The 21,429-nt window shown below is 70.4% G+C and carries 20 protein-coding genes and 1 rRNA gene; 6 read left to right on the forward strand and 15 right to left on the reverse strand.

The annotated features are described in order from the left end of the window. Positions 1–72: 72 nt before the first annotated feature. The 9 genes from Q1V88_RS00560 to Q1V88_RS00600 all read right to left on the reverse strand — a co-directional run bounded on the left by Q1V88_RS00560 (position 73) and on the right by Q1V88_RS00600 (position 11,384). Entirely contained in the window at positions 73–1,551 is a 1,479-nt protein-coding gene (locus Q1V88_RS00560; protein ID WP_300676211.1) for an FGGY family carbohydrate kinase, read from the reverse strand. A gap of 8 nt (positions 1,552–1,559) precedes the next feature. Further along, complete coding sequence (locus tag Q1V88_RS00565) at positions 1,560–2,363, reverse strand: BtpA/SgcQ family protein (RefSeq protein WP_300676214.1); 804 nt, start codon at positions 2,361–2,363, stop codon at positions 1,560–1,562. A gap of 118 nt (positions 2,364–2,481) precedes the next feature. Next, the gene (locus Q1V88_RS00570; RefSeq protein ID WP_300676217.1) at positions 2,482–3,252 is read right to left on the reverse strand and encodes a DeoR/GlpR family DNA-binding transcription regulator; all 771 of its coding nucleotides are present in this window, start codon (positions 3,250–3,252) and stop codon (positions 2,482–2,484) included. Beyond that, entirely contained in the window at positions 3,252–4,640 is a 1,389-nt protein-coding gene (locus tag Q1V88_RS00575; protein ID WP_300676220.1) for an amidohydrolase family protein, read from the reverse strand. Before Q1V88_RS00575 ends, Q1V88_RS00570 begins: the two co-directional genes overlap by 1 nt. Then, complete coding sequence (locus tag Q1V88_RS00580; protein WP_300676223.1) at positions 4,637–6,181, reverse strand: ABC transporter ATP-binding protein; 1,545 nt, start codon at positions 6,179–6,181, stop codon at positions 4,637–4,639. Before Q1V88_RS00580 ends, Q1V88_RS00575 begins: the two co-directional genes overlap by 4 nt. A gap of 1 nt (position 6,182) precedes the next feature. Next, the gene (locus tag Q1V88_RS00585) at positions 6,183–7,328 is read right to left on the reverse strand and encodes a BMP family ABC transporter substrate-binding protein (RefSeq protein WP_300676225.1); all 1,146 of its coding nucleotides are present in this window, start codon (positions 7,326–7,328) and stop codon (positions 6,183–6,185) included. Continuing rightward, entirely contained in the window at positions 7,312–8,346 is a 1,035-nt protein-coding gene (locus tag Q1V88_RS00590) for an ABC transporter permease (protein WP_300676228.1), read from the reverse strand. Before Q1V88_RS00590 ends, Q1V88_RS00585 begins: the two co-directional genes overlap by 17 nt. A 2-nt stretch (positions 8,347–8,348) precedes the next feature. Further along, positions 8,349–9,536: an ABC transporter permease gene (locus tag Q1V88_RS00595; RefSeq protein WP_300676231.1), complete on the reverse strand. Its 1,188-nt coding sequence runs from the start codon at positions 9,534–9,536 to the stop codon at positions 8,349–8,351. Between the two features lie 282 nt (positions 9,537–9,818). Continuing rightward, complete coding sequence (locus tag Q1V88_RS00600; protein WP_300676234.1) at positions 9,819–11,384, reverse strand: long-chain fatty acid--CoA ligase; 1,566 nt, start codon at positions 11,382–11,384, stop codon at positions 9,819–9,821. Positions 11,385–11,528: 144 nt separating this feature from the next. Here Q1V88_RS00600 and Q1V88_RS00605 point away from each other — a divergent pair, with 144 nt between their 5' ends. The 3 genes from Q1V88_RS00605 to Q1V88_RS00615 are packed head-to-tail and all read left to right on the forward strand — an operon-like array spanning position 11,529 to position 14,742. Beyond that, positions 11,529–12,842 (forward strand): NAD(P)-binding domain-containing protein, encoded by a 1,314-nt coding sequence (locus tag Q1V88_RS00605; RefSeq protein WP_300676237.1) that lies wholly within the window; start codon positions 11,529–11,531, stop codon positions 12,840–12,842. Then, the gene (locus tag Q1V88_RS00610; protein WP_300676239.1) at positions 12,839–13,795 is read left to right on the forward strand and encodes a bile acid:sodium symporter family protein; all 957 of its coding nucleotides are present in this window, start codon (positions 12,839–12,841) and stop codon (positions 13,793–13,795) included. Before Q1V88_RS00605 ends, Q1V88_RS00610 begins: the two co-directional genes overlap by 4 nt. Next, the gene (locus Q1V88_RS00615; protein ID WP_300676241.1) at positions 13,795–14,742 is read left to right on the forward strand and encodes an SDR family oxidoreductase; all 948 of its coding nucleotides are present in this window, start codon (positions 13,795–13,797) and stop codon (positions 14,740–14,742) included. The genes Q1V88_RS00610 and Q1V88_RS00615 overlap by 1 nt, the downstream gene beginning before the upstream one ends. 51 nt (positions 14,743–14,793) lie before the next feature. Here the strand turns inward: Q1V88_RS00615 and Q1V88_RS00620 are convergent, their stop codons facing one another. Further along, positions 14,794–15,696 (reverse strand): phosphoribosylaminoimidazolesuccinocarboxamide synthase, encoded by a 903-nt coding sequence (locus Q1V88_RS00620; protein WP_300676243.1) that lies wholly within the window; start codon positions 15,694–15,696, stop codon positions 14,794–14,796. 35 nt (positions 15,697–15,731) lie between these two features. Here Q1V88_RS00620 and Q1V88_RS00625 point away from each other — a divergent pair, with 35 nt between their 5' ends. Beyond that, positions 15,732–16,307: a YetF domain-containing protein gene (locus Q1V88_RS00625; RefSeq protein ID WP_300676245.1), complete on the forward strand. Its 576-nt coding sequence runs from the start codon at positions 15,732–15,734 to the stop codon at positions 16,305–16,307. Here Q1V88_RS00625 and Q1V88_RS00630 read toward each other — a convergent pair. After that, positions 16,295–17,353, reverse strand: coding sequence for a Gfo/Idh/MocA family oxidoreductase (locus Q1V88_RS00630; RefSeq protein ID WP_300676247.1), 1,059 nt, complete (start codon positions 17,351–17,353; stop codon positions 16,295–16,297). The genes Q1V88_RS00625 and Q1V88_RS00630 overlap by 13 nt on opposite strands. A 59-nt stretch (positions 17,354–17,412) precedes the next feature. Between Q1V88_RS00630 and Q1V88_RS00635 the strand changes: the two genes are divergently transcribed. Beyond that, positions 17,413–18,630: an MFS transporter gene (locus Q1V88_RS00635; RefSeq protein ID WP_300676250.1), complete on the forward strand. Its 1,218-nt coding sequence runs from the start codon at positions 17,413–17,415 to the stop codon at positions 18,628–18,630. Between the two features lie 85 nt (positions 18,631–18,715). Continuing rightward, positions 18,716–19,033, forward strand: coding sequence for an antibiotic biosynthesis monooxygenase (locus Q1V88_RS00640; protein WP_300676252.1), 318 nt, complete (start codon positions 18,716–18,718; stop codon positions 19,031–19,033). Between the two features lie 79 nt (positions 19,034–19,112). Here Q1V88_RS00640 and Q1V88_RS00645 read toward each other — a convergent pair whose 3' ends face one another. The 4 genes from Q1V88_RS00645 to rrf all read right to left on the reverse strand — a co-directional run bounded on the left by Q1V88_RS00645 (position 19,113) and on the right by rrf (position 21,345). Further along, complete coding sequence (locus tag Q1V88_RS00645; RefSeq protein ID WP_300676254.1) at positions 19,113–20,195, reverse strand: hypothetical protein; 1,083 nt, start codon at positions 20,193–20,195, stop codon at positions 19,113–19,115. After that, complete coding sequence (locus Q1V88_RS00650; RefSeq protein ID WP_300676257.1) at positions 20,192–20,731, reverse strand: sigma-70 family RNA polymerase sigma factor; 540 nt, start codon at positions 20,729–20,731, stop codon at positions 20,192–20,194. The genes Q1V88_RS00645 and Q1V88_RS00650 overlap by 4 nt, the downstream gene beginning before the upstream one ends. 30 nt (positions 20,732–20,761) lie before the next feature. Beyond that, the gene (locus Q1V88_RS00655) at positions 20,762–21,160 is read right to left on the reverse strand and encodes an NUDIX domain-containing protein (protein WP_300676259.1); all 399 of its coding nucleotides are present in this window, start codon (positions 21,158–21,160) and stop codon (positions 20,762–20,764) included. Positions 21,161–21,228: 68 nt separating this feature from the next. Beyond that, positions 21,229–21,345: ribosomal RNA gene (gene rrf / locus Q1V88_RS00660) — 5S ribosomal RNA — on the reverse strand. Positions 21,346–21,429 lie beyond the last annotated feature (84 nt).

Genomic DNA, 21,429 nt, shown 5'->3' on the forward strand with positions numbered 1-21,429 from the left:
GAAAGTCACAGCTGGAGCTGTGACTTTCCGCCGGTTCGGCGTTCTGCGGGCGTTACTTTCCCCACGTTCACGTCAGGGGCGGCGTGCGAGGCTCCGCATCGTGGGAGCCACCCGCACCCCCAAGTCTCGCCAGAGGCCGTACGCCTCCTCATAGCGCCCCACCGCCCCGGGATCGGGCAGCACCGGGGCGCCGTAGCGGCACAGCGCGGGCACCTCAGCCCAGCTACCCGACAGCCCCGCCCCGATGGCGGCGGCGATCGCCGCCCCCAAGGACGCACCGGGGTGATCGAGCACCGTCCGCAGCGGGACGCCGAGCACGCTGGCGTGGATCTCCTTCCACAACTGCGAGGTCGCCCCGCCGTTGGTGACGGTCGCCTCGCCCAAGCGCACCCCGGCGTCCTGCAGCGCCTCGGCGTTGTGCCGGAACCCGAACGCGATCCCCTCCAGGGCGGCGCGATACAGGTCCACCTTGTCGGTGCCGAGCTGCAGACCGGCGATCACGCCGCGCAGATCCGGGTCGTTCAGCGGGGACTTCTCGCCCAGGAAATACGGCAGCACCAGCAGCGGAGCCGCCGGCCGGAGCGCCGCCTGAGCGTCCATCGAGCGCAGGTCGTCGATATCGAGCAGGCCCTGCACCCAGCGCACCAGCGACCCCGAGGTCGCCATACAGCCGTTGGGCAGCCACAGCCCGGAAACGGGGTGTTCGTCGAGATAGAACCGCTCGTCGACGACCGGGGCGGCGGACACGGCCAGCAGATCGCCGGCCCCGCCAAGCTTGACCAGCCACTCCCCCTCGCGGACCAGACCGGCCCCGGCCGCCGACAGCACGTGGTCGGCACCGCCCACCACGAGCGGCGTCCCCACGGCAAGACCGGTACGCCGGGCCGCCGCAGCGTTCAGCCCACCGACCACGGCACCGCTGGCCGCAACCGGCGGCACCCGCCCCTCCAGACCACCGGCACGCAGCGCCGGGCCGAACCCGGTGGTGTCGAGGCGGAACAGCCCGGACTCGATCGCCCAGTTCCGCTCCACGTGCAGCGACGCCCCCAGGGCCACGAGCAGCCAGTCGTAGGACCCGAGCACCCACGCCGTCCGCTCCCAGATCTCCGGTTCGTGGGCGGCCAGCCAGCGTGCCGTGGGTGCCACCGACTGCTGGGTGACCGACGAGCCGGTGCACTCCAACGGGCGGTGCTCGGCGAGTTCGGCGGCGATCTGAGCGACCTCGTCCCCGGCACGGGCATCGGCCTGCAAGATCGCCGCGCGCAGCGGCGTACCGGCCTCGTCTGCACACACCACGGCGGGCACCATCCCCGAGGTGGCCAGCGCCGCCACCCGGGCCGGCCCAACCTGCGCCGCGATCTCGGCCACCGCGTCGAGACAGTGGTCGAGCCACTGTCGCGGTGAGGCCTCGGCCCATCCGGCGTACGGCGAGGACAGCGCGTTCGAGCGGGAGGTCTGTGCCACGACGCCATCGGCGGGGTCGAAGGCGATCACCTTCAACCCGGTGGTGCCGACGTCGATCCCGAGGGTCAGCGGTGACACCGAAGCCATCGGGAGCCTCAGGCCTTCCGGGCCGCGGCGACGAACCGCTTGGCACGCTCGGGGTCGACGGCGTTCCAGGTGTGCCCGTCGACCTTGAGCGAGGAGCCCACGATGCAGCCGTCGGCGATCTGGAGCATGTCGGCGATCGTCTCGGCCTTGGCCCCGGTGTTGAGCAGCACCGGCACGGCCGGGTCGACGGCCTCGCGGACCTCGCGCAGCACCCGGGGGTCGGGCCCGGCCCCGGCCATCGGGCCCGAGACCAAGATGGTGTCGGCCAGCGAAGAGACCACCGTGGAGTGGGCGACCTGGGCGAAGGTCCGAGTGCCGATCGGGGAGGCGAACTCCGGGGAGATGTTCATCAAGATCGCGATGTCCTCGGCGTCGAGGCGGCGCCGCTCACGCAGCACGCTGGCCGCGTCGGTGTTCCACAGCCCCATGTCGGACTCCCACACCCCACTGACGACCTCGCGGATGAAGGAGGCGCCGGTGGCTACCGCAGCGGCCAGCGCGATCCGCGGATCCCACAGGTAATCCACGCCGAACGGGATCGCGCTGGGGCGGCACTCGGTGACCACGCGCGCCATCACGGCCGAGGCCTCCGGGCCGGCGTGCAGTTGATAGGGCCGGTCGTTCTCGTTGCAGAACATCACCGCGTCGAATCCGGCCTCGACCAGCATCGCGACGTCGGCACGGACGTGGTCGACCAGAGCCTCGACACCGCCGGCGCTGTCGTACAGCGGCGTGCCCGGCAAGGCGGGGACGTGGGCCATCGCGATCAGCGGCTTGTCGACGCCGGGGAAGATCGAGCGGAACGTGGACATGGGTTCTCCAATCGAGTGACACGCCGACACCAGCGGTCGGCGCAGGGACAGGTCAGGGGTGGGTGGGACGACCCAGGGCGTACGCCGGCACCCGCAGGCACCGCAGCAGAGCCGGGTCTCAGGGGTGGACGTGCACCACGGCGGCGCCCGTCGCGGAGGCCGCGACCACGGTCGGGTCGGAGGGGTCGGCGTCGGTGACCAGCGCCGCCACCCGATCCAATGGGGCGACGGAGGCGAGGTGGACTCGCCCGAGTTTGCTGGCGTCGGCCCCCACGATCAGCCGCCGTGAGGCGGTGATCGCGGCACGTTTCACTCCGGCCTCAGCGGGGTGATAGTCGCTCAGCCCCCGCTCGGCATCGACGCCGGCTACACCGATCACGAAGGTGTCGCAGTTGAACCGGGCGAACAGGCCCTCGGCCTCGGAGCCGATCAGGCTGTGCTCGCCGGGGCGGACCACCCCGCCGGTGAGGATCACCGTGGTGTCGGGCTCGTCGGCGAGGGTGAGGGCGACGCCGATCGCAGGGGTGAGGACGGTGAGGCCCAGCCCGCGCCCCCGGATCGCGGCGGCGACGGCGGCCACCGTCGAGCCGGAGTCGAGCGCGACGGTCTCGCCGGGCACGAGCAGGTCGACGACGGCGGCGGCGATCCGCGCCTTGGGCCCGGCGGCGTGGCCGGCCCGGGTGTCGTAGGGCGGTTCGAGGGCGGTCGAGCCGGCCGCGATCGCCCCGCCGGAGACGCGGCGGACCACCCCGGCCTTCTGGAGGGCTTCGATGTCGCGGCGTACGGTCATCTCGCTGACGCCGAACCGTTCGGCCAACTCGGCGAACTGGACCTCACCGACTCGGGTGATGAGCTCCTCGATCGCGCCACGGCGCGTCGTGACGTCCATCAGACCTCCCCCGCCGGTGCGCTCGAGGCCGCGGTCATCCGGCCCGCGAGGACGTCGAAGTCGGCCTGCTGCTGGGCACGCGCGGCCGCCAAATCGATCGTATGCAACCGGCCCTCGCTCATCAGCCAGGCACCATCGGTCATGGTGTGGCTGACCGAGGCACCCGAGGTGCCGTAGACCAGCGCCGCCTCCAGCGACTGCGCCCCGGCAGGACCGGCCCAGATCTCCGAGACCGGGATCGCGATCAGGTCGGCGACCGCGCCGGGCACCAGCCGCCCGTCGTCTCCGGCGTGACCGAAGGAGCGATGCCCGCCGACGGTGGCGATCTGCAGGATCTCCCGTGGGGTGACCTGGTTGGGCACGCGTGAGGTGAAGGCGGCGAGCTTGCCCAGCATCCGCATCTCCTCGAACAGGTCGGCGTTGGTGTTGTTACAGGGATTATCGCTGCCCAGGGCGACCGTGACCCCCGCATCGAGAGCTTCGCGCACGGGAGCGGCCGGGACGCCGGACTGCATCGCCACCGACGGCACCACCGCCATCGCGGCGCCGGTACCGGCCAGCAGCGGCAATTGCTCCACGGGAAGGGTCGTGCAGTGCGCCATGATCGTGGGTACGTCGAACATCCCGATCGCGAGCAACTCCTCGATCGCCGTGTGGCCGTACGCCGCCCGGCACCACGCGTCCTCCTCCCCCGAGGTGGAGAAGTGGACGTGCATCCCGGTGCCGAGCCGGGCCGCGGCGTCGCGGGCGGCGAGCATCGCCTCGGGCTGGTTGTCGACGAAGAACGCGTGCGGCCCCAGCCATCCCTCAACCCGAGGCGTGGTGCGGGCGATGGACTCGGCGAAGCCGATCGCGGCACCGAGCTCGCGGGCCCGAGCCTCGTCGTCGCCGAGCTCGACGATCCCCCAGGCCAGCATGGCGCGCAGGCCCGAGGCGACCACGGTCGGGGCGATCCGGTCGGCGAAGAAGTACTGATCGGCGAAGGCGGTGGTGCCGTGCCGGATGAAGTCGGCGCAACTGACGGCGACCGAGGCCGGCACCAGGTCAGGGGTGAGGTGGGCCTCGTGGTGACGCAGCACCGCGAGGAATCCCTCCATAGTGAGCAGCGAGTGGCCCTGTCCGACGCCGCGGATCAGCGACATCGGGGTGTGAGCGTGGGCGTTGACCAGGCCGGGCATCAGCACGCTGGCACCCAGGTCGGTCACGTCCGGGCCGCTCGGTCGCGGACCGATCACCGCCGAGACGTCGACGATGCGGCCCTCGACAATCTCGACCACGCCGGGGGTGTACACGGTGCCGAGCGAGTCGTTGAGCACGACCAGGTCGGCGACGACGAGGCGCGGACGGGCCACGGTGACGTCGAGAAAGTCGGTGAGAGGGTGGTTCACAGGGTCTCCTTGCCGCCGGCCATCAGACGGCCGATCCGGTCACGGTCGATCTGGTCGCAGTCGAATGGCCCGATCAGGTGGCCGTCGTACATCACCGCGATCCGGTCGCTGAGGGCGATCACCTCGTCGAGCTCGGCAGAGACGAGCACGATCCCACTGCCCGCCGTCCTAGCCCGCGACAGGGCCGCGTGGACGAACTCGATCGAGCCGACGTCGAGGCCGCGGGTGGGCTGGTTGGCCAGCACCACCATCGGGTCGCCGGAGAGTTCACGGCCGATCACGACCTTCTGCATGTTGCCGCCCGACAGCGACCCGACCGGCCCGGTCGGCGAGCCACCGCGGACCTCGTAGTCGGCGATGATCTGTTGGGCGAAGCGCCGTCGGGCACCGAAGCGGATCAGGCCACGGCGGGAGAAGCGCGAGGAGTGGTACGCCGTCGCGACGGCGTTCTCCTCCAGGCTGGCCCCGACATTGAGCCCGACCTTGAGCCGGTCGCCGGCGATGTGGGCGAGCCCAGCCCGGCGCAGGTCGGCAGGGCTGTCGGCGGTGACGTCGCGACCTGCCAGCGTGACGGTGCCGGCCTCCAGGCGACGGAGTCCGGCGATGGCGTCGACGAGTTCGTCCTGGCCATTGCCGCTGACCCCGGCGATGCCGACGATCTCGCCGGCGTGCACGCTCAAGTCGACGTCGACCAGGCCGGCGGTGCCCTCGGCCGTCGGCGCGAGACGCGCGCCCTGCACCCGCAACGCCTCGGCACCGGGGTGGTGCTCGGCACGCAGCGCGGTGAGGAGGACGTCGCGGCCCACCATCAGACGGGCCAGCTCGGCGTCGTCGGACTCGCCACGGCGTACGGTCCTCACCACGCGGCCACGGCGCATCACCACGATCCGGTCGGCGATCGCCTGCACCTCGGGCAGTTTGTGTGAGATGAAGAGCACCGAGCGCCCGGCCTCAGCCAGGCGGCGCACCATCACCAGCAGGTCCTCAGCCTCACTCGGCGTCAGCACGGCAGTGGGCTCGTCGAGGATGAGCAGCCGGGCGTCGGCGGCCAGCGCCTTGAGGATCTCCACCCGCTGCTGCATCCCGACCGGGAGGTCGCCGACGCAGCGGGTCGGGTCGATGCCCAACCCACTCGCGTCGGCGATCTCGGCTACCCGCCGACAGGCCGCCTGGTCGTCGTAGCGGCCGCGACGAACCGGCTCACGTCCCAGCAGGACGTTCTGGGCGACGGTGAAGCTGGGCACCAGCTCGAAATGCTGGTGCACCATGCCGATGCCGTGGTCGAGAGCGTCCTGGGTGGAACGCACCGTGACCGGAGCCCCGTCGACGAGGATCTGCCCGGCGTCGGGGCTGTGCACCCCGAACAGCAGGTTCATCAGCGTGCTCTTGCCGGTGCCGTTCTCCCCGATGATCGCGACCACCTCACCCGCCCCGACCTCGAGGGAGACGTCGTCGACCGCGAGCACGCCGGTGGAGGCGAAGTACTTACGCAGCCCTCGCACCTCCAGCCGCGGGGTCGAGGTGAGCGTGGTGGTCGTCATCTCAGCCCTTCACCCCCAGCCGGGCGCAGGCGGCGGCGGTCGGCTCGTTGAGCGCGTCACAGACCTCGATGGTTCCGGCCAGGATCTGCTCACGCTGCTCGGCCACGGACTTCTTCAGGGCCTCGAGCTTGCCGGTCATCTCGGCCGGGCCGTTGTCGGCGAAGACGGTCGAGCCGTCGTCCCAGGACAGGCCCGTGACGCCGTCGGCCATCCCGGCCGCGACGAAGCCAGACTGGAACTTGCCCTCCTTGGCGTCGCGGATCAGGTTGAGCGTGGTCTGGTCGACGCGCTTCATCACCGAGACGATCACGGTGCCGGCGGCGTCGCCGTCCTGGTTGGAGTCCACTCCGATGGCGTAGGCCTTCTCCTGCTTGGCGGCCGCGAAAACGCCCTGACCGGACAGGCCCGCGACGGCGTACACGATGTCGTTGCCACCCTGGTACAGCGCGAGCGCGGCCTCCTGGCCGACCGACGGGTTGGAGAACTCGCCGTTGAGGTAGGTCGGCGTCACGGTGCAGTCCGGGCAGGCAGCCAGGACGCCCTGCTTGTAGCCGTAGAAGAACTGGTTGAGGCCCGGGTTGTCGATGCCGAGCACGGCGCCGACCTTCTTGGTGGTGGTGAGCGAGCCGGCGATGTAGCCGCCGAGATAGCTCGACTCGTGCACGTTGATCGCGAAAGCCTGGACGTTCTTGGGCAGATCGTCGACGAAGATGTCGCTGGGCACGCCGAAAAGCTGGTCGGGGTTCTCCTTGGCCACGGCCAGCAGCGAGTCGGGGTCGAGGCCGGGGGCCAGGATGATGCCCGGCTTGGTGGCCACGGTGGAGCGCAGTACGCCCTCCTGCTGGGAGACCGACTCGGCCTCGACGACGCGGCCGGTGACGCCGAGGGTCTTCTCGGCCTCCTTCGTCCCCGCGATCGAGGAGTCGATATAGCCGCCGTCGCCGGCTGCGCCGGGGGTGACGAGGGCATAGCTGAAGGCCGACTTGTCGGATGTGTGGTCGGCCTTGGCCGCCCCGGTTCCCGCCGAGTCCGAGCCGCCGCAGGCGCTGAGCGAGGCGACGGCGGCCAGGGCGATACCGGCGACGGCGAAGTCGAGGGCGCGGCGGCGGGGGTGGTGGTGCGAGCGGGGGCTACGTGAACGGGACACGGTGCTTCTCCTCGGGGGTGGTGGGTGCTGCGGGGCTGTGGGGGGTGTCGGGCTGATCGGGATGGTCGGCGGAGGGCGGTGCGGAGGCCGGCGTACGCAGCCGGAGGCGACTGGAGTGGCGCCACAGCCGGAGCAGGTGGCCGCGCGACCGGGAACGCACGCCGACCAGGATCAGTGCGATCAGGGCGGCGCCCTGCGGGACGAACTGCGTGAGCGTCGGTGGTACGTCAAGCCCCTGGAGCCGGATGCTGGCGGCGCTGGCGAAGCCGAAGACGGCCACGGCCGGGACCAGGAACGCCGGTCGGTTGACCGCGAGCAGCGCCGCGGTGATTCCGATCCAGCCACGGTCGGCGCTCATGTTGCGGGTGAACAGACCCAGGTCGCCGACGGAGAGGAACGCCCCGCCGATCCCGGCGCAGGCACCGGCGGCGACCAACGCCCACAGCTGGGTGCGCTCGACCCGTAGTCCGGCACTGGCCGCCGCCTTGGGCGCCTCCCCCACTGCCAGCAGATGCCGACCGGGGCGGGTGCGCAGGAAGAAGCCGAGCACGCCGACCAGGACGAAGGCGAGGTAGACCATCGGATTGAGCCGGGCCAGCAGATGGTCGAGGAACGCGACGTGCTCGATGCCCGGAATCCGGACAGGTTCGAGCCGGTCCACGTCGGGGGCATAGGTGCCGACGCCACCGAGGAAGGAGCGCATCACGAAGACCGTGGCCTGCAGCACGAGCATGTTCAGCCCGATCGCGAGCACGACCAGATCGACGCCGATGCGGTGCGCGCCGGCAAGGAGCACACCGAGGGCGGCCCCGGTGGTGGCAGCGGCCACGATGCCGAGCAGCGGACTGCCGGTGGGGGAGGCCACGACGATGCCGACGAAGGCCCCGGCCAGGACCTTGGCCTCGATGGCGAGGTTGAGGATGCCCGCCCGAGCGCTGATCACCGAGGCGATCGCGGCGAAAAGGATCGGAACGCTGAGCCGAATGCCGGAGTTGAGGAAGTCCGCAAGCGAAAGCACGACTACTCCTGGGGGCTCGAGGCGGCGAGAACGGGGGTGTCGGGGGTGTCGGGGGTGTCGGGGGTGTCGGGGGTGTCGGGGGTGGTCGGGCAGTCGGGGTCAGCGGGGCCGGGTGGGCCGTACTCCCGCGATCGACGTCGATCCCGGCGCCGGTCGAGACGCTCGAGCAGCGGAGCCTGCGTGGCGACGAAGACGATCATCAGGGCCAGCACCGTTGAGCCGATCTCACGCGGGACGCCCAACGAGATCTGCAGACCGTTGACCGCACCGACGGTGATGCCGGCGTACAGGATGCCGACGATGCCCGCTCCGATCGCCGAGGTGCCGCCCAGGATCGCGGCGGTGAGGCCGGTCAGGCCGGTGCCGTCGCTGAACCCCTCGATCACCCGGTAGTTGGTGCCCAGCACCTGAATCCCTCCACCCAGACCGGCGAGCGCGCCGCCGATCCAGCCCGCGCGCAACACCGCCCCGGTGCCGGACATGCCGGCGTAGCGAGCGAAAGCACCCGCCTCGCCGCTCATCCGCTGCTCGTAGCCCCGGGTGCTGCGGTTGAGGAAGATCCACACGCCGACGCAGGCAACGACGGCGAGCACGAAGGCGACTCCGAACTTGGTGGAGGTGTCGAAGAGCGGCAGCCGGGCCGACTCGTCGACGGTGTGCGTGTACCCGACCGTGGAGGCCTCGGCGCGCAGCGGGTAGTTGACGAGGAAGTCGACCAGCAGCGCCGCGATGGCGTTGAGCACGATCGTGATGATCAGCTCGTTGACCCCCAGGGTCACCTTGAGCAGCGCGGGGATGACGCCCCAGGCCGCACCGATCGCCGCGGCGGCCAGGAGGCAGACCACAGGGTGCAGACCGCCGGGGAGGTGAAGCTGCGAGCCGACCACGGCCGCGGCCAGCCCCCCGAGGGCGTACTGCCCCTCCTGACCGATGCTGAACAGCCCCGACCGCAGGCTCACCACCGCGCCCAGCGCGCAGAGGATGATCGGCCCGGCCAGGGAGAGCGTGGTGCCGAGGTTGCAGTAGTCCGTGCTGCACGAGAAGCCCGCGTTGACCACGGTCTGGGCCGCGCTGAACGGGGAGACCCCGAGCAGGGAGATCAGCAGGCCGCCGACTAGCAGGGCCAGGATCATCGCCCCGACGGGCAGGCCGATGCGGCGTGCCTGCCGTTGGATGTGCTCGCGGTTCATCTCGCTCCTGAGGACCAGGCCGCGAGGTCGCGGCTCGGCCCCCAGGATGTCGAGGCCGTGTTACGCGCAGCAGCGCGCCACCGACACGTTATGTTACGAAATAACACTCAGTGTGATTTCCTCACACTCGTTGCGCGACCGGAGGGAGGCGGGAGGAGGCAGCACAAGGTGAACGTGGGGAAAGTAACGCCCGCAGAACGCCGAACCGGCGGAAAGTCACAGCTCCAGCTGTGACTTTCCGCCGGTTCGTGGCGTTCAGGGCGTTACTTTCCCCACGTTCACCTACTTGAGCTCGCGCTTGAGGATCTTCCCCGTCGCGGTCATCGGCAGCGCCGGCACGATCTCGACGATGCGCGGGTACTTGTAGCCGGCCATGTTCTCCTTGGACCAGGCCACGATCTCGGCGGGCTCGGCGGTGGCGCCGGGCTTGAGCACCACGACGGCCTTGACCTCCTCGCCGTGCGACTCGTGCGGTACGCCGATCACGGCGGCCAACGAGATAGCGGGATGGGTCAGCAGGACCTCCTCGATCTCCCGCGGGTAGACGTTGAACCCGCCCCGGATGATCAGCTCCTTGGCCCGGTCCACGACGTAGTACCAGCCGTCGGCGTCACGCTTGGCCAGGTCGCCGGAGCGGAACCAGCCGTCCTCGCTGAGCACCTCGGCGGTGGCCTCGGGGCGGTTGTAGTAGCCCTTGAAGACGTTGTTGCCGCGGATCGCGATCTCGCCGATCGCGTCGGGGGTCCACTCGATCTCGTCCCAGCCGCCCGGGGTGACGAGCTTCATCTCGACGCCGGACAGCGGCACCCCGATAGAGCCGACTCGGGCCGGCTCGCCATGCACGCTGAAGGAGGCGACCGGGGAGGTCTCGGACAGGCCGTAGCCCTCGGCGATCACGACGCCGAACTTCTTCTCCACCTCGTGGTGGATCTCGGCAGGCAGTGCCGAGCCGCCGGAGACGGCGATCCGCAGGTTCTTGGCGACGTCGGCGACGTCGACCGACGCGCCCTCCAGGGCACCGAGCAGGCCCCAGTACATCGTCGGCACCCCGGCGAAGAACGACACCTTCTCCTTGACCAGCAGCTCCAGGGCGGCGTGGGGCTCGAACCGCGGGAGGAGCACCATCGTGCCGCCGTACGCGAAGGCGCCGTTCTGGACGACGGTCTGGCCGAACGCGTGGAAGAGGGGCAGCACGGCGAGGAACGTGTCGGGCCGCGAGGCGTCGGCGCCGAACAGGTCGGTGCCCGAGAGCGCGTTGTCGCGCATGTTGCGGTGGCGCAGCTCGGCGCCCTTGGGCTGGCCGGTGGTGCCGGAGGTGTAGAGGATCACCGCGGTGTCGTCCTCGTCGGTGTCGGCCGTCTCGAACGTGTTGCCGAACGCACCGATCGCGCCGAAGAGGGTGGGCACGCCCTCGATCGGGGACTCCCCGAACGGGTTGGCGGTGATCAGCACCAGGTTGTCGACGCCGGCGTCGGTGGCACCGGCGTGAGCCTCGGCCCCGATCGCGAGGTCGGGGGTGCCCTCGAAGGCGAAGAGGGCCTTCGCGTCGGAATCCTTGAGGTGGTAGGCCACCTCGCGGGCCTTGAGCAGCACGTTGAGCGGGACGACCGCCGCGCCGGCCTTGAGGATGCCGAAGTAGACCATCGAGAAGTACGGCACGTTCGGAGCCATCAGCGCGACCTTGTCGCCCTTGCCGATCCCCTGCGAGGCGAGCAGACCCGCGACCTGGTTCGCCATCTGGTCGAGCTGGGCGTAGGTCAGCCGGACGTCGCCGATCACGACCGCGTCGCGCTCCGGATAGGCCTGGGCAGAGTCCTCAAGGAGCGAGGCGAGGTTGTACGACGGCATCGAAGCCCTCCATCTCACGGGTGGTGTGCATCACATGTTACTGACGAGTCACAAAGTTCTCCAGTGACGCCGAGCCGCCAGTTCATGACATTGTCTCTAGAGCCAGGTCAGAATCTCGGAGGACCTTTTGCCATACTCCGGTGCGTGAATCAGAACGTTGCGATCATCGGTGCCGGCCCGAGCGGGCTGGCCGCCGCACGCAGTCTGGACAAGCACGGCATCACCTGGACCGGCTTCGAGCTGGCCGACGACGTCGGCGGGCTCTGGGACATCACCCATCCGCGCTCGACCGTCTACCAGTCGGCCCACCTGATCTCGTCGAAGACCACCACCCAGTTCGCCGAGTTCCCGATGGCTGACGACGTCGCGGACTACCCCAGTCACCGTGAGCTGCGCCGCTACTTCCACGCGTACGCCGACCGGTTCGACCTCCGCCGTCGGATCCGGTTCGGCACCGAGGTCACCGCGGTCACCCACGACCCCGCCACCGGCGCCTGGACGGTGACCTGGACGACCCGCGACGGCGAGTCGCACCGTGAGCAGTTCACCGCCGTCATTGCCGCCAACGGCACCCTGTCAGCGCCGAACATCCCGGCCTTCGCCGGCCAGGAGACCTTCACCGGCCAGATCCTGCACACCAGCGTCTACAAGGATCCGCGGATCTTCACCGACCAGCGCGTGCTGATCGTCGGAGCCGGCAACTCCGGGTGCGACATCGCCGTGGATGCGGTCCACCATGCCGCCAGCGTCGACCTGTCGGTCCGCCGCGGCTACCACTTCGTGCCGAAGTACCTCTTCGGCAAGCCGGCCGACACGCTCAACAACGGCAAGCCCCTGCCCGCCAGGATCAAGCAGGCGATCGACTCCCGGGTGCTCAAAGCGTTCACCGGCGACCCGGCCCGGTTCGGCTTCCCGAAGCCCGACCACAAGCTCTACGAGTCCCACCCGATCGTGAACTCCCTGATCCTGCACCACCTCGGTCACGGGGACGCGCGCGTCGTCGCCGACATCGAGCGCTTCGACGGCGAGACGGTCAGGTTCAAGGACGGCACCAGCGCGGCGTACGACATGGTGGTCCTGGCCACCGGCTACCGGCTGCACTACCCGTTCCTGGACAAGGCGCTGCTGAACTGGACCGGCGCTGCTCCCGACCTCTACCTCAACATCGTCGCGCCGACGCCCGGCCTCTTCGTGGTCGGCATGATCGAGGCCTCCGGGATCGGCTGGCAGGGCCGCGCCGAGCAGGCCGAGCTGGTCGCGACCTACCTCGACCCTCACACCGACCCGGCGCGTCGCGAGCAGTTCGACCGCCGCGCCGCCGGTCCCCGCCCGGACCTCTCCGGCGGCTATCGCTACCTCGGCCTGGACCGGATGGCGTACTACGTCAACAAGGACGCCTACCGGACCACTGTCCGCTCCGAGATCGCCGCGCTCGCGGGCCTGGAGAGCAACCGATGATCACCGCACTGCCCGGCCTGGGTGCCAACGGCGGCGTCGACGCCGCCCAGATCGTCTTCAACCCGAGCCAGCTCACCACGCTCAAGATCGTGATCGGCGCGATCCTGTTCGGGATCGCGTTGGACACCAAGCTGGTCGACTTCAAGACCGCCTTCTCCCGCCCCTGGGCGTTCGCGGTCGCGATCGTGGCGCAGTTCGTCGCCCTCCCCGCCATCACCTTCGCGCTCACCCTGGTGCTGCAGGTCCGCGGCTCGGTCGCACTCGGGATGATCCTGGTGGCCTGCTGCCCGCCCGGCAACGTGTCAAACATCCTCACCCACCGCGCCAAGGGGGACGTCGCGCTCTCGGTCTCGATGACCGCGGTCTCCAACCTGATCGCCATCGTCGTGATGCCGCTGAACTTCGCGCTCTGGGGCGGCTGGCACCCGACCGGGAAGAACTTCCTGGAGAAGATCGACGTCACCGCGTGGGATCTGCTCAGCGAGATCATCCTGGTCATCGGCCTCCCGTTCGTCCTGGGCCTGACCATCCGGCACCTGTGGCCGCGGGCCGCGGCCGCCGCGCACCCCTGGGTGAGCCGGATCGCGTTTCTCGGCCTGTTCGCGATCATCGTCATCGGCCTGGCGAAGAACTGGAGTGTCTTCACCGATTACATCGGCGTCGTGCTGATCGCCGTCGCACTGCACGACGCCCTCGCCCTGGCCCTGGGTTGGTCCATCGCTCGGATCTCCGGCCTGCCGCCCCGCGCCCAGCGCGCGATGACCTTCGAGGTCGGGATCCGCAACGCCGGCCTGGGCCTGCTCCTCGTCTTCGAGCTCTTCGGCGGCCTCGGCGGGATGGCCCTGGTCGCCGCCTGGTGGGGCATCTGGGACATCATCGCCGGCCTGGTCGTCGCCCAGCTCTGGGCCCGTCGCCCCCTCCCCTCCCCCGTTCCTGGAAAGGCACTGGCCTGATGGCATCGCGTGTTCTGGTCACAGGTGGCTCCGGCTTCCTTGGCTCCTCTGTCGTCCCACAGCTGGCCGCAGCCGGTCTCGCCGTCACCAGCGGCGACATCCGTCCGCCCCGCACCGAGACCCCTGGCGTCAGGTACGTCGACCTCGATGTGACCTCAGCCGAGACCGTGGCGGCGGCGGTCGCCGGACACGACGTCGTGATCCACCTCGCCTCCATCGTCACTCCTCCGCCCGGGCTGGGCGAGGAGGCGGCGTACCGGGTCGACGTGGACGGCTCGAAGAACGTCATCGCGGCCTGCCTGGCGTCCGGCGTGCGCCGGCTGGTGGTCTCCTCCTCGGGCGCCGCCTACGGCTACCACGCCGACTCTCCGGCCTGGATCGACGAGGAGCAGCCGGTGCGCGGCAACGACGCGTTCGCCTACGCCAAGCACAAGCGTCTGGTCGAGGAGGAGCTCGCCCGCACCCGTGCGGCCTACCCCCACCTCGAGCAGGTGGTGCTGCGGATCGGCACGATCCTGGGCGCCACCGTCGACAATCAGATCACCGACCTGTTCCATAAGAAGCGGCTGCTCAAGATCGCCGGCGCGAGGTCGCCCTTCGTCTTCATCTGGGACGAGGACCTGGCCCAGATCGTGGTGCAGGCCGCGACCGGAGAGGTGAGCGGAACCTTCAACGTCGCCGGTGACGGTGCGCTCACCATCGACCAGATCGCCGCCAGGCTGGGCAAGAAGACGCTGCCGATCCCCGAGCCGGTGCTCCGCGCTGCGTTGGCGGTGCTGCACCCGCTGCGGCTGAGCCAGTACGGTCCGGAGCAGACGAAGTTCCTCCAGTACCGCCCGGTGCTGGCCAACAGTCGACTCAAGGAGACGTTCGGCTACACCCCGGCCAAGACCTCCGCCGAGGCGTTCGACGCCTGGCTGGCCTCGCACCCCGCGGCACGGGCCTGATCGCCGTGTGAGTGTCTCGACGGTCCAGAGACCGTCGAGACACTCACACGGTCAGAACCGGTCGCCGGTGAGGAGCTCGTAGGCCTCGACGTAGCGCGCACGGGTGCGCTCGATCACCTCGGCCGGCAGCGCGGGCGGCTGCTCGCCGGAGCTCTTGTCCCAGCCCGAGGCCGGGGAGAGCAGCCAGTTGCGCACGATCTGCTTGTCGTAGGACGGCTGCACCTGGCCGGGCTTCCAGTCCGCCAGCGACCAGTACCGGCTGGAGTCGGGGGTGAGCACCTCGTCGGCGAGCACGATCGTGCGGTTGCCCAGGTCGTCGTGCTTGACCCCGAACTCGAACTTGGTGTCGGCCAGGATCAGGCCCGCACCGCGCGCGATCTCGTCGGCACGCTCGTAGACCTCCAGCGTCAGGCGACGCAGCTCGGCGGCGTCGTCCTCGCCGATCTGGTGGGCGACGGCCTCGTAGCTGACGTTCTCGTCGTGGTCGCCGAGCTCGGCCTTGGTGGCAGGGGTGAAGATCGGGCGCGGCAGCCGCGACCCGTCGACCAGGCCCTCGGGCAGCGCGACCCCGCAGACCTCGCCGGTGGCGGCGTAGTCGACCAGGCCCGACCCGGTCAGGTAGCCGCGCGCGACGCACTCCACCGGGAACATCTGGAGCTTGCGCACGATCAGGCCGCGACCTGCCACGGCGACCGGGACCTCGCGGGACAGGACGTGGTTGGAGACCATCGACTCGAGCTGGTCGAACCACCACAGCGAGAGCCGGGTGAGGATCTCGCCCTTGTCCGGGATCGTCGACTCGAGCACGTAGTCGAAGGCGCTGATCCGGTCGCTGGCCACCATCAGCAGCTCGCCGGCGTACGGACCCTCGGTCAGCTCGTAGAGGTCACGCACCTTCCCGGAGTGAACGTGGCGGGCGCCTGCGATGGCCGGAGCGTCGGGGATGTTCAGCACGGTCCCAGCCTAGTGCTGGTGCGAGAGTAGGTCGCATGTGGAACGACCTCCTGGACATGCAGGTGTCCCTGCCGGACAAGGTGATCCGCACGATCGCCGTCTACCTGGTCCTCGCCGCGCTCCTCCGCCTGGCCGGCAAGCGCGACCTGGCCCAGCTCAACGCGTTCGACCTGGTCGTGATGCTGCTGCTGTCCAACGTCGTCCAGAACGCCATCATCGGCCCCGACAACTCGATGCTGGGCGGCATCATCGGCGCCGTCGTGCTGATCATGGCCAACGCGGTCGTGGTCCGCATCGTGCGCCAGTCCGACTGGGCCTCGCGCCTCTTTGAAGGTACGCCGACGGTGCTGGCGCGCGACGGCGCCTGGGACGAGCACGCACTGGCCGACGAGGGTCTGCGCCGCGGGGACGTCGAGGTCGCCCTGCGCCGCCAGGGCGCCAACAACGTCGGCGAGGTCGACGAGGTCTCCCTCGAGCCCGGCGGCGCGATCGTGGTCAGCGTCAGGTCGGAGTACGAGTCGGCGACCAAGGCCGACATCGAGCGGCTGGAGGCCAAGCTGGACGCCCTGCTGGCAGCCCAGGCACCCCCGGCCGGACCTCAGACCTCGTAGGTCACACCCACCTCGGCCCGGATCGCGTCCATCGCCCGCATCAGGGTCAGGGTCTGCTCCCACGGCACCCGCGGCGACTCGGTGAGCCCGGCCCGCACGCAGCGGTGCACCTCGACGATCTCGTTGCCGTAGCCCCGCCCGATCACCGGCTCGGCACCGACGAGCTCCTGGGGTGCGGTGGAGCGCTCGTCGTCGGTCCACGCGGTCTTGGCGACGTGCGGGGTGAAGACCACCCGGGTCGGGTGGTGGAAGTCGTCGAAGGTGAGCCGGCCCCGGTCGGTCGCGATCGCCGCCGCCCGCGAGGACCACGACCGCATCGAGGCGGCCATCGTCGCCAGCGCTCCCCCGGCGTAGCGCCCGGTCATCACCACCGAGGCGTCGTAGCTGCCGTGCTCGGTGCTCACCACGTCGGCCTGGGCGGTGATCCGCTCGGCCGGCCCCAGCATCAGGTGGGCGAAGGTGAGCGGGTAGATCCCCATGTCGAGCAGCGCGCCGGCACCCAGCCGCGGGTCGAGCAGCCGGCTGGTCGGGTCCTCGGGGACGACGAAGCCGAGCTCGGCGTGCAGGTGTGCAGGCCTGCCGAACTCACCGGCCCGCACCCGGGCCGCGACGTCGATGATGGTGGGGTGGCAGGCGGTCCACATCGCCTCCATCAGGAACAGGCCGCGCTCGCGGGCCAGCGCGACCAGGGTCTCGGCGTCACTGGTGCGCAGCGTCAGCGGCTTCTCGCACAGCACGTGCTTGCCCGCCTCCAACGCCAGCCGGGCATCGTCCAGATGGCGTGAGTGCGGGGTCGCGACGTAGACGATGTCGACGTCAGGATCGGCCACCAGCGCCTCGTAGGAGCCATAGCCGCGGGCTCGGCCCGGGGCGTCGGGCCGGCCGTCGTACGCCGTCACGAAGGCCTCCGCCGAGGCCAGGCTCCGCGACCCGACGGCCTCCAGCCGGGCATCGGGGACCAGCCGCAGGTCGGCGGCGAACTGGTGGGCGATCTTGCCGGTCGCGAGGATCCCCCAGCGCAGCACCGGGGACGGGGACGCAGTCATGGGGCGAACCTACGCGAACCTGCGCACGCTGCGGGTCCGGGCGTGGAAGGGTGAGCGCCATGAGCACGGCCACGACGGTGAGCGCCCCCGTCACTCGCGGCTGGACCTCGCGCTTCGGCCTGGTCTGGTTCGGCATCTGGCTGGCCTGGCTGGTGCCGATCCAGCTGGCCCTGCCCGAGCAGCTCGACCACGTCGACCCGGGCCACTCGATCCGGGACTTCGGCATCATCAACGGGGTCGTCGGCGTGGTCGCGATCATCACCCTGCCGCTCTTCGGGGCGCTGTGCGACAGGACCCGCTCGCCGTTCGGCCGGCGCCGGGTCTGGGTCGTGATCGGGCTGGCGGTCTTCGCCGCCGGGATCGTGGCCTCGGGGCTGATGACGCAGTGGATGCTGATCGGGGTGGCCTGGACCGTGGCCTCGGTCGGCTACAACATCCTGTCCGCGACCCTGGCCGCGGTGGTGGCCGACCAGGTGCCCGAGCAGCAGCGCGGCGTGATCTCGGCGGCGATGTACGGCCCCCAGGCGGTCGGGATCCTGTTCGGGGTGGTCGCCGTCGGCGGGCTCTCGGACCTGGGGCGCTACCTGGTGATCGCGGCGGTGCTGGTGGTGTGCGTGCTGCCCTGGCTGCTGCGTCAGCGTGACGTCGTACCGGCGTCGGGGGCGGGCACGGTCCGGATCCGCGACATCTTCGCCACGATGGCCGTCGACCCGCGCGCCGACCCCGACTTCGCCTGGGGCTTCGCCGGCCGGCTGCTGGTCAACCTCGGCAACGCCCTAGGCACCACCCAGATGCTCTTCTTCCTGCGCGACGGGCTGCGGGTGCACGACCCGGACGGCACCCTGACGCTGGTGCTGCTGGCCTATCTGGCGGCGACCCTGATCGCGACCTGGGTGGCCGGCACGCTCTCGGACCGCAGCGGCAAGCGCCGGATCTTCGTCGCCTGGGCGGCCGCGCTGTCGGCCTCGAGCGGGGTGCTCCTCGCCCTGGCGCCCTCCCTCCCGATGACGTACGTCGCCGCCGCCCTCGCCGGGGCCGGGTACGGCGCCTACATGGCCGTGGACCAGGCCCTGATCACCGCGGTGCTCCCCGCCGCCGAGGACCGGGCCAAGGACCTCGGCATCATGAACATCGGCTCGGCCGGCCCGCAGGCCTTCGGCGCCCTCTTCGCCAGCGGCCTGATCAACGCCTCGGGCTTCGGTCTGCTCTTCACCGTCTCAGCGGTGGTGGCGATCGCCGGGACGCTGATGGTCTACCGGATCAAGTCCGTCCCCTGACGCCGACTTCCGGGTTCACCACCGCCGACTTCCGGGTTCGCCACAGCCCAGATCCGGGTTCGCCACCGCGCACTAGGCTCACCCCATGTCCGTCGTGAAGATCAACGCCATCCAGGTCCCCGAGGGCGCCGGCCCCGAGCTCGAGAAGCGCTTCGCCGCCCGCGCCGGCGCGGTCGAGGGCTCACCCGGCTTCCTCGGCTTCCAGCTGCTGCGCCCCACCGCCGGGGAGAGCCGCTACTTCGTCGTCACCCAATGGGAGAGCGAGGAGGCGTTCGCCGCCTGGCGCGACGGCGACGCGCGCGCCGCCCACGCCACCCCCGAGGGCGAGACTCCCCGCCGTCCGGTCTCCACCGGCGCAGACCTGCTGGAGTTCGAGGTCGTCCTCGACGTCTCCCCCGCCTGAGCGCGCACCTGCGCCCCAGACCAGACGGCACCGCCCCCGGGAGGATCCTCCCGGGGGCGGTGCTGCGTCCGTACGTCGATCAGCCGTCGACCCCACCGGGGCACCCGAAGGACCCCTGGTCGACGCCGTCCCCGACGAGCGTGCCCGAGGCGACCACGTCGGCGTACTGCCAGTACAGCGCCGGCCAGTCGCCCTTCGCGGCCATCTCCTGCAGGATCGGCCACGACGGACTGGTGGCGAGCGCGTCCGCGGCCGCCTTCCGCCCCGCCGCCCCGGTCTTGAAGACGTCGACCCAGGCACAGAGCACCTGGCCCGTCACCGCCGCACCGAACTGGTAGCGGTCACCCATCTCCTTCGGCGCCTTGAACCGGAACCCGTCGGGCACGGGGATGCCCTGGAGCATCGCGGCCGCCTCCTGCGCCGCGGCCGACGGCTTGACCACCGACGCGGGCATCGCCGCCAGAAACTCCGGGACGGTGAGCTGACGCAGATCCTGGAGCAGTCCGGTGTACGCCGTCTCGTCGAGGTCCATCCCCCGCAGCTCGACGAACGAGTCACCGGCGGGCTTGAGCAGCGTCACGGTCACCTTGCCGCCGAGCCGGAAGGAGGTCGCCCTCTCCCCCAGCACGGTGCTGGTGAACTCGTCGTCGGCCGGTGCCGACGGCCCGGGGTCGCTGCGCCACTCGGCCAGCCGCTGGTCGTAGTCGCCCCGCGGGAACCAGTGCACGCTGAAGTAGCCCGCCCCGTCGCTGAACACCAGCTGACCGGTGTCGTGCCCGAAGCCCTCGACCGAGTCCACGGCCCACCCGCTGCGCTGCAGCATCAGGCGCGGCATCCGCTCGGCCTTGGCGACCAGGGCCACCGAGAACGTGCCGGTGCCGGCGGAGGCCGACGGGGACGCGGAGTCGCCCTTCGTGCTGGTCGGACCGGCCGAGGGCGCCTTCACCTGCGGGACCGAGCCCTGGTCGCGCCCCTGCACGACGATGGTGACGCCCGCAGCGGCGATGGCGGCTGCTGCGACACTGCCCAGCGCCACCCGGTAGGCGGTGCGCCGGCGGGGCCGTGCGAAGACGTCGTACGGCTGCGCGAGGAGCTCCTCGAGGAGCTCGTGACGAGCGTAGGTCAGCGGGAGGCGGCGAACCTCGTCCTCGGTGTAGGTCATGACAGTGTCCCTTCGATGGTGGTCTCGGCTATGACATGTCCGCCTCCGGGCGGATCGTCACCGAGCTGGGCACGCAACCTGCCCTTGGCACGGGAGAGCCGTGCCCGCGAGGCGCCCTCGGCGATGCCCAGCACCGCTGCGATCTCGCGCGGCTCCAGGCCCTCCCACAACGAGAGCTCCAGCACCTCGCGGTCCTTCTCGCTCAGCGCACGCAGCGCCCGCATCACGTCGGTCGTGGTGGCGATCCGCTCCGCATGGTCGGGCACCGCGGCCGCCAACTCGGACCGGAGCCGGGAACCGAGCCGGTCGCGACGCAGCGCCGCTCGCCGACGGTTCGCCATCACCCGGCGAGCAGCACCGAACAGCCACAGCCGGGCATCGCCCTCCGGGACGTCGTCCAGACGCCTCCAGGCAGCCAGGAACGTCTCGCTGACCACGTCGGCTGCATCCTCGGCAGACGGGGTCCGCCTCAGCGCGAAGGCCAGCAGACCATCGAAGTTGGCGTCGTACAACGCTCGGAACCGGGCAGCTCTCATGTCTCTACCTGTCCGGCTCGTGGCCCATCGTTACAGCCGACGCAGCAGCGGTACGACGTTCAGCGCGGTCATCGGCGCCGTGCGGGGGTCGAACTCGAGCTCGTCGAGCGTTGCCCACCGCGCTTCCTCGATCTCGGCGGCGACGACGGGCTCCACCGGGTGGGGCCAGGTGAAGACGGTCGAGCGCAGGAGATGACCGGGCTCGTTGGCCGCCTCGGACTCGAACTCGCCGAGCAAGGCGAGCTCCGACGTCGACAAAGTGATTCCCAGCTCTTCGGAGATCTCCCGGACCGCGGTCTCCACCGGCGTCTCGCCGGCCTCCGGCTTTCCACCGGGAAGCATGAAGCGATCGGTCCCGCGCTTGCGCACCGAGAGCACGCGGCCCTCGGCATCGCGGAACACCACAGCCGACACGGTGATCGTCTTCATGAGGTCATCTTCCCAGGAAATGGCAGCAGGGCCATCCCGTGAACGGGATGGCCCTGCGCATAAAGTATGTCCGGCGGCGTCCTACTCTCCCACAACCTCGCGGTTGCAGTACCATCGGCGCTGAGAAACTTAACTTCCGGGTTCGGGATGGGACCGGGTGTTTCCCTCTCGCTATGGCCGCCGTAACTCTAGCGATCACCTCACACGTGCAATAGTGCACTGTGTGGGCAACCAAGTCTTGGTTGTCACAATGTTAGTGGACGCGGGCA

This window comes from Nocardioides sp., assembly GCF_030150155.1.
Taxonomy (GTDB): Bacteria; Actinomycetota; Actinomycetes; order Propionibacteriales; family Nocardioidaceae; genus Nocardioides.